This is a genomic window from Streptomyces sp. LMG1-1-1.1, from assembly GCF_040815545.1.
In the GTDB taxonomy this organism is placed as follows: Bacteria; Actinomycetota; Actinomycetes; order Streptomycetales; family Streptomycetaceae; genus Streptomyces.
In genome coordinates this window covers 97,042-108,449 of the sequence record NZ_JBFPNH010000030.1, presented here as the reverse complement: position 1 = coordinate 108,449, position 11,408 = coordinate 97,042, and the positions used below count along the sequence as shown (strand labels likewise).

Below are 11,408 nucleotides of genomic sequence, written 5' to 3'. Positions count from 1 at the left end.
GTCCGTACGCCCGTCGGGGCGCCCCACCGCCTCCGGCCCCGAGGGCCGCCGCGGCGTGGCGTCCTGCCCCTGGTCGTGCGCCGTCGGCGGATGGACGGGCGGAGGCCCCTCGGGCCGTGCGGCCGGCGGGCGGACCGGCGTCGCGGCCTCGGGCCGATCCGTCGCAGGAGGGACCGGTGTCGCGGCCTCGGGTCGTACGGTCGGGGGGCGGACCGGGGTCGGGGCGTCGGCCGGGTCGTCGGCGGCCGCGCAGGCGGCGAGCATCCGGCGGGCGTCGGCGGCGCCCAGACGGAGGGCCGGGTCGCGTTCGAGGAGGCCCTGGACGACCGGGACGAGCGGTCCCATCCGCTCCGACGGCCGGATCTCCTCGTACACCACGGCGTGCAGGACGGCGCCGATCGAGTCGCGGCGGAAGGGCGAGGTGCCCGTGGCCGCCGCGCAGAGGAGCGCCCCGAGCGACCACAGGTCGGAGGCCGGGCCGGCGGCGGCGCCCTGCATCCGCTCCGGCGCGGTGTACTCGGGGGTGCCGACGAAGACGCCGGTGCCGCTGAGCGTGGTGGCGCCGGGGAGGCTGGCGATGCCGAAGTCGGTGAGGACCGCCCGGCCGCTGCCCTTCTCCAGGAGGACGTTGGCCGGTTTCACGTCCCGGTGCAGCACGTCGAGGGCGTGGGCGGCGCCGAGCGCGTCGAGCAGGTCGAGGCCGAGGAGGGCGGTCTCCCGGACGGTCAGGACGCGGCCGGCCGCCAGCCGGTCGGCGAGCGAACCGCCCTCGACCAGCTCCATCACCAGCGCGGGCCGGCCCTCGTGCTCGACGACGTCGTGGACGACGATCACGTGGGGGTGCCGGATCCGGGCGACGACCCGCGCCTCCCGCAGCGCGCCCGCCGGGTCGGCCGCGTCGTCGAGCACGAGCGCCTTGACCGCGACCTGGCGGCCGAGCAGCTCGTCGGTGGCCCGCCGGACGACGCCCATGCCGCCCTGTCCGAGCCGCTCCCCCAGGCGGTACCGCCCGCCGATGAGCCCGTGGCCGGCCTGCTCAGGCCCGTTGTGCGACGACACTCGACCTCCCCCGTCCGCTGGACACGGACATGATGCCGCAGTCGCGGCGCCTCCGGACACGGCGAGGGGCGCCTCCCGAACGGCGGGAAGGCGGCGTGGGGCGCACCCCGAACGGCGGGAAAGCAGGGAGGGCCGCACCCCGGTCGGTCGGGGTGCGGCCCTCGCCCAGTGTGCGGCGCCGTAGGTCAGACGGCGAGCTCGACCGTGATGTTGCCGCGGGTCGCCTTGGAGTACGGGCAGACCTGGTGGGCCTTCTCGATCAGGCTCTTGGCGGTCTCGGCGTCCACGTTGGGGATGGTCGCCGAGATCTTGACGATGATGCCGAAGCCGTCGTCGTTCTTGCCGATGCCGACCTCGGCGGTGACCGTCGAGCCGGAGACGTCCGCGTTCTCGTTGCGGGCGACGACGCCCAGCGCGCCCTGGAAGCAGGCGCTGTAGCCGGCCGCGAAGAGCTGCTCGGGGTTGGTGCCGGCGCCGGAGCCGCCCATGGCCTTGGGCGGGTTGACGACGACGTCGAGCTGACCGTCGTCCGTGGCCACCCGACCGTCACGGCCGTTCTCGGCGGTGGCGACGGCGGTGTACAGGACGTCGGTGTGCTGGATGGACATGCCGGGTACTTCCTTCTGCTGTTCGCCGCGACTCGCGCCCACGATCGCGGCGGCTGAGGGAAGACTAACGGGTCACCGAGACGATCATCTTTCCGGTGTTGTCCCCGCGGAGGAGCCCGAGGAAGGCGTCCACGCCGTTCTCGATGCCCTCGACGAAGGTCTCGCGGTGCTTCAGCTCGCCGGAGGCGAGCCAGCCGCCGACCTCCTGGACGAACTGGTTCTGCAGGCCGTAGTGGTCGCCGACGAGGACGCCCTGGAGCCGCAGCCGCTTGCCGATGATCATCGCCATGTTGCGGGGTCCCGCGACCGGCTCGGTGTCGTTGTACTGGGCGATCATGCCGCAGATGGTGGCGCGGCCGTGCACGTTGAGCGAGGAGATCGCGGCTTCGAGGTGGTCGCCGCCGACGTTGTCGAAGTAGACGTCGATGCCGTCCGGGGCGGCCTCGCGCAGCTGGTCCTTGACCGGGCCGTTCTTGTAGTTGAAGGCGGCGTCGAAGCCGAGCTCCTCGACGAGGAACTTGACCTTCTCGTCGGAGCCGGCGGAGCCGATGACGCGGGAGGCGCCCCGGAGCTTCGCCATCTGGCCGACCTGGCTGCCGACGGCCCCGGCCGCGCCGGAGACGAACACGGCGTCGCCCTCCTTGAAGGAGGCGACCTCGAAGAGCCCGGCGTAGGCCGTGAGGCCGGTCATGCCGAGCACGCCCAGGTACGCGGAGAGGGGGGCGAGCGCCGGGTCGACCTTGGTGGCGCCCTTGGCCGGGACGTCGGCGTACTCGCGCCAGCCGAGACCGTGCAGGACGTGGTCGCCGACGGCGAAGCCCTCGGCGTTCGAGGCGACGACCTCGCCGACCGCGCCGCCGTCCATCGGGTGGTCCAGCTGGAACGGCGGGATGTACGACTTCACGTCGTTCATCCGGCCGCGCATGTACGGGTCGACGGAGAAGTGCAGGTTGCGCACGAGGATGCGGCCCTCGGCGGGCTCGGCGACCGGGGTCTCGCGCAGCGCGAAGTCCGCGGGGACGGGCCAGCCGTGCGGACGGGCGACGAGGTGCCACTCACGGCTGGACGCGGGAAGTACGGACATGAGCACGGCCTCCAGAAAAGCTTTGGATCACAAAAGGTTTACTACCTCAAACAACCATGCGCCTGAATATTTCATGTTGTCAAGTATCTGGGTAGACTGAGCCCCATGGCCACCTCACGCACGGACCCCCTCACCCTCGAAGTCGTCGAGCTGATCGGCACGGTCGTGGCGCGCTACTACGAGGAGTACGAGCAGGCGGCCGCGCAGCACGCCCTCACCGGCGCCCAGGCCCGCGTCCTCGGCCTGCTCTCCCTCGACCCGCTGCCCATGCGCCGCATCGCCCAGAAGCTGAAGTGCGAGCCCTCCAACATCACCGGCATCGTCGACCGCCTCGAAGCCCGCGGCCTGGTCGAACGCCACCCCGACCCGGACGACCGCCGCGTCAAACTCGCCGTCCCCACCGCCGAGGGCCACGACACCGCCCGCCGCCTACGCGACTCCCTCGGCTTCGCCCGCGAACCCCTCGGCGAACTCTCCGAGACCGAGCGCACCCTCCTCCGCGACCTGCTCAGGCGCATGCTGGGCGAAGGCGTCGCGTAGGACCCGACCCCCGGCTCCTACACGCACCACCAGAGGAAACGGGTACAGGTCTGCGTCGGGCTCGGCGTCGGCGAGCCACTCGGCGTGGGCCCCGTCGTCGAGGGCGTGGCCCCGCCGGGACTTCCCGAGCCGGTGGGAGTCGGGGTACCCGCCGTCGACGACGGCGTCGCGGCGGGCGCGGACGGCGAACCCGTGCCCGTCGGCTGCTCCGCCGGGACACCGCCGTCTCCCTGCCCCGTGGCCGGACCCGGCCCCGACCCCGTACCGGACGCCGCTCCCGTACCCGCCCCGGACGCGGAACCCGATCCCCGCCGACTTCCCGTGCCGGTACCCGCACTCACCTGGCGAGGCCGACCGGAAGCCGGCGCGTCGGTGACCGCGGACGGACCCACGCCGTCCGGCGGCTGCGTGTCGTCCAGCGGTTCGGGCGCGAGCGGCGTCGCGGTGACGTCCAACTCCTCGACCGCCGTGGCGGCACCGTCCGCCGGCGGATCCTCCAGCGCCAGCCGCGCGAGGCTCAGCGTTCCGGCCGCGAGGACCAGGCCCACCGTACTCACCAGGACCGTGCGCGCCCCACGCGACCGGGAGCGCCTTCCCCGACGTGCGGTCGTACGCCCCCGGGCCGCCGCGAGCTCCCGCCCGGCGCCGCGCGCGGCACGCCGCCCACCCGCGGAGGGTCGCGGCGGCTCCAGGACGTCCAGTTCGTAGACGTGCTCGGGGGCGGGATCGGGCGCGGGATCGGGATCGCGACCGGAAGGGTCCGGCTCGGAGTACGCGCGGTCCGGCTCGGCACGGGCGCCGTCCGGCTCGGGGTACCTTCCGCGCGGCTCGGCGTAGGTGCTGGCCGGCTCGGCGTAGCCGAGGTGGGGATCGGTATAGGCAGGCCGGGGTTCGGCGTAGGCGAGGTGGGGCTCGGTGTGGGCAGCCCGGGGTTCGGCGTAGGCGAGGTGGGGCTCACCGTAGGCGGGGTCCTGGGTGTGGACCGGTGTGGGGGCCGGCGGGTCGGCCGGTATGTGGGGGGTCTGGTACCGCAGTTGCTCGACGGGAGTCCCGCACCCGGCACAGGCGAGGGCCCCGTTGAGATGCCGCCGGCACGCGTAGCAGTAGTCCATGGGGCCCGCAGGCTATGCGGCCCGGTGCGGTGACAACGAGGCGGCAAGGTGAGGATCCTGTGAGGAAACCCCAGGTCGTCGGCGGTGCGCCGCGATTCTCCCGCTTCGGGAAGGATCGCCTCCGGACCCGCCGCGCCCGGCCCACCACCTCCGTCACCGGCCGCACGCGGAGGGTGTCCGAACCGGTCGGCCACGCGGGCTTCCCGTCGGGTCGGCGCGGCCCGGCCCGCCCGGCGCGGAAGGCGTCCGGTCGATCGGTCGGCCCGGCACGGAGGCGCCCGGCCGGCCATCCGCCCGCCCCACCCGCGAGCCGTCCGACCCCTCCGCCCGGGCCGGCCCGCAGGCGTCGGCGGGCCCCGGGCGGCGCAGCCCAGCGCGCGCCGGGGCCCGGACGGCCGGACGATGCGAACAGGAACGCGCAACGCGAACCACCTCGCCCGTGCCAGCACCGCACTCCGGAGGATCCGCCGTGACCGTCAGCCTTGAGCAGCTGCGTCGTTGCCATGTCGCCGTCGACCTGGGTGCCGCCCGCACCCGGGTCTTCGTCAAGGGCGCCGGACTCGTCGTCGACGAGCCGAGCGTCGCCGCCGTCAACACCCGTACCGGAGCGCTGATCGCCGTCGGCGCGCTGGCGGAGAAGATGACCGGCCGCACCCCCGACTACATCCGGGTCGTCCGCCCGGTGTCGGGCGGCACCGTCGTCGACATCGACATGGCGCAGCGGATGCTCCGCCATCTCCTCGGCGAGAAGCTGCGCCGGCAGCTGCGCCGCAAGCCCCGGCTGCGCGCGGCCGCGTGCACCCCGCACGACAGCGACCCGCTGGCGCAGCGCGCCGCCGTGGAGACCCTCGTCGGTCTCGGGGCGCGCCGGGTCGAACTGGTCGACACCCTGATCGCGGCGGCGGTGGGCTGCGGCCTTCCGGTCGAGCAGCCGACGGCGACCATGATCATGGTGTGCGGGGCGGCGACGACCCAGGTCGCGGTGCTCTCGCTCGGCGCGATCGTGACGGCCGAGCGGATGCCGGTCGGCGGCGACGCCATCGACCACGCCGTCATCCAGCACCTGCGCCACCACCACGAGCTGATGCTGCCGAGCCAGTCGGTCCGGCCGCTGCAACTCGCCCTGAGCGGGAACGGCCTGACGGCCGAGGGCCCGGCCGTGACCGAGATCCACGGCCGGGACGTCGCCACGGGCCTGGCCCGTTCGGTCACCGTCGACACGGCCGCCGTGCGGGAGGCGATCCACACCCCGCTGACGGCGGTCCTCGACGGCATCGGGAAGGTGCTGCGGGACTGCCCGCCGGACCTGGTGGCCGACCTCGCGGACCGCGGGATCATGATGGTCGGCGGCAGCGCCCTGCTGCCGGGGCTGGACCAGATGCTGCGCGAGGCGACCGGGATGCCGGTGCACATCGCCGAACGCCCGGACGTCTGCGCGGTCCTGGGCCTCGGCGCGATGCTGGAGGGCAAGGTCCAGCCGATGATCCTCGACCCGCTGGCGGAGCGGAACCCGCTGGACGACGAGGACTGAGCCCGGCGTACGCAAAGCAGCCAAATCCCCTGATTCGTACGACAATGAGACCATGACGATCATGGACGAGGACGCCGAGGCCGCGGACACCGACGACGGCACCGACACGCCCCGCCTGCCCCTGCTGCTCGAAGCGGTCCTCAGCGTCGGCACGGATCTCGAACTGCGCACCACCCTCCAGCACATCGTGGACTCCGCGACCGAGCTGACCGGGGCGCGCTACGGGGCGCTCGGGGTCGTCGACCCCGAGCGCCACCGGCTCACCGAACTCTTCACGTCCGGCATGACGGACGAGGACCGGCAGCGCATCGCCCTGATCCCCGACGACCCCACCGGGCCCCCCGACAACCGCACCGGGCTCACGGACGACCGCACCGGGCCCCCCGACAACCGCACCGGGCTCACGGACGACCGCACCGGCCTCCCCGACGACCCCACCGGGCCCCCCGACGACCGCACCGGCCTCCCGGACGACCCCACCGGTCTCCTCGGCGCCCTCGTGCGGGACCCTCGGTCGTCGCTCCGGATCGACGACCTGACGGCCGATCCGCGTACCGCGGGCGTACCGGAGGGCCATCCGGAGACGCGCGCCTTCCTCGGCGTCCCGATCCGGGTCCACACCGAGGTCTTCGGCAATCTGTACCTCACCGAGAAGCGCCCGGGCGGCTTCACCGAGGAGGACCTCGCGCTGCTCCGGGTCCTTGCCTCCCAGGCGGGCATCGCCATCGGCAACGCCCGCCTGTACGAGACGGCCCGGCAGCGGGAACGCTGGATCGAGGGGGCCGCGGCCGTGACCACGGCCCTGCTCACCGGCGCGTCCGCCGAGAACGCCCTGACGACCGTGGCCGAACGGGCCCGCCTCCTCGCCGGCGCCTCGGCCGGGGTGGTCCTCCAGCCCACCGCCGAGGGCGGGATGGAGATCGTCGCCGCCTCCGCGACCGACGACCCGGGCGACCTGGTCGGCACGACGATCGCGCCCGGCTCCCCCGTGCTCGTCCAGCTCCTCGGCGGGGAAGCCGTCTTCGTCGAGGACTCCGCGACCGACCCCAGGATGACGACCGCCGTCCGCACCCGCTTCGGCCCGTCGATGATGCTGCCGCTGCAGAGCGGCGGGAAGCTGATCGGCACTCTCGCGCTGCCCCGGCGGCGCGGCGACCCGCCGTACTCGGCCGTGGACCGGCTCCTCGCCTCCCAGTTCGCCTCGCAGGCCGCGCTCGCCCTGGTCCTCGCGGACGCGCGCCACGACCGGGAACGGCTCGCCGTGTACGAGGACCGGGACCGGATCGCGCGGGACCTCCACGACCTGGTCGTCCAGCGCCTGTTCGCCACCGAGATGATGCTGGAGTCGACCCGCCGCCGCGCCGCCGGCTCGTCCGACGAGAACGAGCTGCTCGGCCGCGCCGTCGACGAGCTCGACTCGACGATCCAGGAAGTGCGTACGACCATCTTCGCCCTCCAGCAGCCCCCCGCCGACGCGCCCGCGTCCTTCCGCGGCCGCGTCCTCCGCGAGACCGGCGGCGCCGCCGCCCTCCTCGGCTTCCAGCCGTCCGTCCACTTCTCCGGCGCCGTCGACACCCTCACCGAGGACGACCAGGCCGCCCGGCTCCTCGCCACCCTGCGCGGCGCACTCGCCGCCGCCCACCGCCGTCCCCACGTCACCGCGCTCACCGTCGACGTCTCCGCCGGACCCGACGGCGTCCACCTCCGCGTCGAGGACGACGGAACGCCACCGGTGACCGTGACGTGGCCGTAGGCGTTCCGTCGTCCGGACCCCCTGGTCGGGGTGACACGGCTGGAGTGCGGCCGTCGGAGACGTACGGCTCCCAGTGCCGGGCGACCGGCGCCATGGAGTCCGTACCGGGTCCCCGGACGCGGGCACCCGTACGGAGCAGTCCCGCGCGCCGCGCCTCCCGTCGGGATCTTGACTGGGGGGTGTGGACACCGACACCAAGCCCCCGACCGCGGCGGCCTACCGCAACCTGGTGATGGCCACCATCGGCTTCGCGCTCACGTTCTGGGCGTGGGACCTGATCGCACCCCTGGCCAGCTGGTACGGCGACCGCCTCGAACTCAGCTCGTTCCAGCAGTCGCTGCTCGTCGCGATCCCCGTCCTGGTCGGCTCGGTCGGGCGCGTCCCGGCGGGCGCGCTGACGGACCGGTACGGCGCGAAGACGATGTTCCCGCTCGTCTCGGCGCTGACGATCATCCCCGTGCTCCTCCTGATCGTGGCCACGGACAGCTACGGCCTGATGCTGGTCGTCGGCTTCCTGCTCGGCCTCGGCGGCACGACGTTCGCCATCGGCATCCCGCTGGTCAACTCCTGGTTCCCGCCCGCCAAAAGGGGACTGGCCCTCGGGGTGTTCGGCATGGGCATGGGCGGCGTCGCGCTCTCCGGCTACTTCACGCCCCGGATCGCGAAGCACGGCGAGAACCTGCCGTTCATCGTCGTGGCCATCGCCCTCGCCGTGTACGCCGTGCTCGCCACCTTCCTCATCACCGACCGGCCCGACCGGCCTGTGCCCACCGCCTCCCTCGCGAGCCGCCTCGGCGCGGCCGGGCGGCTACGGGTGACGTGGGAGCTCTCGGCGCTGTACGCGATCGGCTTCGGCGGCATCGTCGCGTTCGGCGTCTACCTGCCCACGTACCTCAAGACCTGGTACGAGCTCGACCCCACCGACGCGGGCACCAAGGCCGCCGGGTTCGCCCTCGTCACCGTCGTCTTCCGGCCCATCGGCGGCTGGCTCTCCGACCGGATCCACCCCGCGCTCGTCACCGCCGCCGCGCTCGGCGTCGTCGCCCTCCTCGCCATCGTCCAGGCCTTCGACCCGCCGCTCGACCCCGGCGGTACCACCGCCCTCCTCATCATGGCCGCCGGCCTCGGCACCGCGAGCGGCTCCGTCTTCGCCCTCGTCTCCCAAGTCACCCCCCAAGCCAAGGTCGGCAGCGTCACCGGCATCGTCGGCGCGATGGGCGGCCTCGGCGGGTTCCTCCCGCCGCTCGTCATGGGCGCGATCTACAGCGCCAAGGGCTCCTACTCCATCGGCTTCATGCTCCTCTCCGACCTCGCCCTCGCGGGCTGCGTCTACGCCTACGGCCGCATGCGCACCATCCGCCCCGGCGCCGCGGCCCCCGACCCCCAATCCCCCCACCTCACCACCACCCACCCCTGACCCCACGCCTCCACCACCGCCCGCGCCTCCGCCCCGGCCGCCGCCACCCGCGCCTCCACCCTGGCCGACGCCACCACCCGCGCCTCCACCCTGGCCGACGCCACCACACCCGCGCCTCCACGCCGGCCGCCGCCGCCACCACACCCGCGCCACGCGTGTCCGCACCCGTGCCACGTGCGGGCTGCGCCCGCGTGCCCGCCGCCGCCCGGCCCTGCCCCGCCCCACCGCCGTGTGGGCAATCGTCCCGCTGGGGCGGGACGGGTGGGCACACGGGACGGCGCCCTTGGCGGCGCCTCGCCCCCCTGCACCTGCCCGCACCCATAGTTCGCCGCGCGACCGGTGCGGGTTCGGGCGCGGAAGCCTAGGCCCGGCAAGGGGCGCCGTTCCGTTGTGCCCACCCGTTCCGCCCCAGCGGAACGATTGCCCACAACGAGGGTGGCCGGGGTGGGGCACCGTCCGTTGCGCCCGCAGCGGGGCGGGCGGGGGCGCGTCGTCCGTTGTGCCCACAACGGGGGTGGGCCGGGGAAGGTGGGCACCACCCCGGCGAACGAGTGCCCACAACGAGGGCGGCCCGGGGAGGGGGCATCGATTCCCGGCCGACGAGTGCCCACAACGGGGTGGGCCGGGGAGGGGGGGCGGTCACGGTGGAGGCCCGGGGCTGGTGGGGGTGGGGCGGCAGAATGGGGTGGTAGGGGTGACCTGGTGGAGCGAGGAGTGTGAACGGTGAGCGCGTTGTTTCCGGCGTTGACGGCTCTGAACGACCGGCCCGCGGTGCGCTTCGGCGCGGACCGCTTGACGTACGGCGAGTTGGCGCGGGCCGCCGGGGCGTCGGCGGCGCGGATCGGGGGGATGGAGCGGGTCGCGGTGTGGGCGACGCCGAGTGCGTACACGGTGGTGGCGGTGGTGGCGGCCCTGACGGCGGGCGTGCCCGTCGTGCCGCTCAATCCGCGGACGGGCGAACGGGAGTTGGCGCACATCGTCGGGGACAGCGCGCCCGGCGCGGTCCTGGCGGGCCCGGCGGACGAACTGCCGGCCGGGCTGGCGGGCATCGAGCGGATCGACGTGGAGCTCGGCGGACGAGGCGGCCCCGATGGCTCCGGCGACCCCATCGACCCCACTGGCGCCCTCAACCCCACGGGCACTCTCAACCCCACCAGTCCTCCCCCGTCCGAGGCCCACGACCCCGAGTCCCCCGCCCTGGTCGTGTACACGTCGGGTACGACGGGGCCGCCGAAGGGGGTGGAGTTGTCGCGGCGGGCGGTGGCCGCGTCGTTGGACGCGTTGGCGGAGGCGTGGGGGTGGACGGCGGAGGACGTGGTGGTGCACGGGTTGCCGTTGTTCCATGTGCATGGGTTGGTGCTCGGTGTGTTGGGGCCGTTGCGGAGGGGTGGGGAGGTACGGCACTTGGGCGCGTTCTCGGTGGAGGGCGTGGCGCGGGAGCTGGGGGCGGGGGGTGGGACGGTGCTGTTCGGCGTACCGACGATGTACCACCGGTTGGCGGAGGCGCTCGACGGGGACGCGGGGCTCGTGGCGGCTCTGGCGGGGGCGCGGCTGCTCGTGTCCGGTTCGGCGGCGCTGCCGGTGCACGACCATGAGCGGATCGCGGCGGCGACGGGGCGGGTGGTGGTGGAGCGGTACGGGATGACGGAGACGCTGATGAACACCAGTGTGCTGCCGGGGGGCGAGCCGCGGCCGGGGACGGTCGGGGTGCCGTTGGCGGGGGTGGATCTGCGGCTGGTGGACGAGGACGGTTCGGTGCTGGGGCTGCTGGACGGGGAGACGGTCGGGGAGGTGCAGGTGAGGGGGCCGAACCTGTTCTCGGGGTACCTGGGCCGGCCGGAGGCGACGGCGGCGGCGTTCGACGGCGACTGGTTCCGGACCGGGGACATGGCGGTGCGCGAGGCGGACGGGGCGGTCCGGCTGGTGGGGCGGAAGGCGACCGACCTGATCAAGAGCGGTGGCTACAAGATCGGGGCCGGTGAGATCGAGAACGCGCTGCTCGACCACCCGGGTGTGCTGGAGGCGGCCGTCACGGGCGAGCCGGACGCGGATCTGGGCGAGCGGATCGTGGCCTGGGTGGTGCCGCGGGACGGGGAGAAGCCGCCGGGGGAGGCCGAGCTCGCCGATCACGTGGCGGGGCTGCTCGCCCCGCACAAGCGGCCTCGCGTGGTGCGCTATCTGGACGCGCTGCCCCGCAACGACATGGGGAAGGTCCTGAAGAAGGCGCTGCCTGGGACCCGTTGAGCCTCAGGGGTCGGGTCCTTTGGTACCCGCCGAGCGGGAAGGCCCGGGTCCCACCCCGGA

Annotated in this window: 9 protein-coding genes; 5 read left to right on the top strand and 4 right to left on the bottom strand. The window is 74.2% G+C overall.

The window, feature by feature from the left end:
• The 3 genes from MRBLMG1_RS17815 to MRBLMG1_RS17805 all read right to left on the bottom strand — a co-directional run.
• Positions 1 to 1,059 (bottom strand): serine/threonine-protein kinase (locus MRBLMG1_RS17815; RefSeq protein ID WP_414721601.1); only part of this gene is annotated, 1,059 nt, incomplete at its 3' end.
• Positions 1,060 to 1,244: 185 nt separating this feature from the next.
• Positions 1,245 to 1,667, bottom strand: a complete 423-nt coding sequence (locus tag MRBLMG1_RS17810) for an organic hydroperoxide resistance protein (RefSeq protein ID WP_189504394.1) — start codon at positions 1,665 to 1,667, stop codon at positions 1,245 to 1,247.
• A 64-nt stretch (positions 1,668 to 1,731) separates the two neighbouring features.
• Positions 1,732 to 2,751: an NADP-dependent oxidoreductase gene (locus MRBLMG1_RS17805; RefSeq protein ID WP_367825019.1), complete on the bottom strand. Its 1,020-nt coding sequence runs from the start codon at positions 2,749 to 2,751 to the stop codon at positions 1,732 to 1,734.
• A 105-nt stretch (positions 2,752 to 2,856) separates the two neighbouring features.
• On the opposite strand from MRBLMG1_RS17805, the gene MRBLMG1_RS17800 reads away from it, so the two are divergent.
• Complete coding sequence (locus MRBLMG1_RS17800) at positions 2,857 to 3,291, top strand: MarR family winged helix-turn-helix transcriptional regulator (protein WP_367825018.1); 435 nt, start codon at positions 2,857 to 2,859, stop codon at positions 3,289 to 3,291.
• 17 nt (positions 3,292 to 3,308) lie between these two features.
• Here MRBLMG1_RS17800 and MRBLMG1_RS37455 read toward each other — a convergent pair whose 3' ends face one another.
• A complete protein-coding gene (locus MRBLMG1_RS37455; RefSeq protein ID WP_422664611.1) occupies positions 3,309 to 4,403 on the bottom strand; it encodes an SCO2400 family protein in 1,095 nt (364 codons plus the stop codon).
• 469 nt (positions 4,404 to 4,872) lie between these two features.
• On the opposite strand from MRBLMG1_RS37455, the gene MRBLMG1_RS17795 reads away from it, so the two are divergent.
• From MRBLMG1_RS17795 to MRBLMG1_RS17780, 4 genes are all read left to right on the top strand, one after another.
• Entirely contained in the window at positions 4,873 to 5,934 is a 1,062-nt protein-coding gene (locus MRBLMG1_RS17795) for a rod shape-determining protein (RefSeq protein WP_367825017.1), read from the top strand.
• Positions 5,935 to 5,986: 52 nt separating this feature from the next.
• Positions 5,987 to 7,687, top strand: a complete 1,701-nt coding sequence (locus MRBLMG1_RS17790; RefSeq protein ID WP_367825016.1) for a GAF domain-containing protein — start codon at positions 5,987 to 5,989, stop codon at positions 7,685 to 7,687.
• 232 nt (positions 7,688 to 7,919) lie between these two features.
• The gene (locus MRBLMG1_RS17785; protein WP_367825024.1) at positions 7,920 to 9,104 is read left to right on the top strand and encodes a nitrate/nitrite transporter; all 1,185 of its coding nucleotides are present in this window, start codon (positions 7,920 to 7,922) and stop codon (positions 9,102 to 9,104) included.
• Positions 9,105 to 9,827: 723 nt separating this feature from the next.
• Positions 9,828 to 11,348 (top strand): acyl-CoA synthetase, encoded by a 1,521-nt coding sequence (locus tag MRBLMG1_RS17780; protein WP_367825015.1) that lies wholly within the window; start codon positions 9,828 to 9,830, stop codon positions 11,346 to 11,348.
• The last annotated feature ends 60 nt before the right edge of the window (positions 11,349 to 11,408 follow it).

What these genes read in the sequence shown, in the direction of transcription:
- MRBLMG1_RS17810 (WP_189504394.1), bottom strand. Translation starts at nt 1,667, where the DNA reads ATGTCCATCCAGCACACCGACGTCCTGTACACCGCCGTCGCCACCGCC.
- MRBLMG1_RS17805 (WP_367825019.1), bottom strand. Translation starts at nt 2,751, where the DNA reads ATGTCCGTACTTCCCGCGTCCAGCCGTGAGTGGCACCTCGTCGCCCGT.
- MRBLMG1_RS17800 (WP_367825018.1), top strand. Translation starts at nt 2,857, where the DNA reads ATGGCCACCTCACGCACGGACCCCCTCACCCTCGAAGTCGTCGAGCTG.
- MRBLMG1_RS37455 (WP_422664611.1), bottom strand. Translation starts at nt 4,403, where the DNA reads ATGGACTACTGCTACGCGTGCCGGCGGCATCTCAACGGGGCCCTCGCC.
- MRBLMG1_RS17790 (WP_367825016.1), top strand. Translation starts at nt 5,987, where the DNA reads ATGACGATCATGGACGAGGACGCCGAGGCCGCGGACACCGACGACGGC.
- MRBLMG1_RS17785 (WP_367825024.1), top strand. Translation starts at nt 7,920, where the DNA reads ATGGCCACCATCGGCTTCGCGCTCACGTTCTGGGCGTGGGACCTGATC.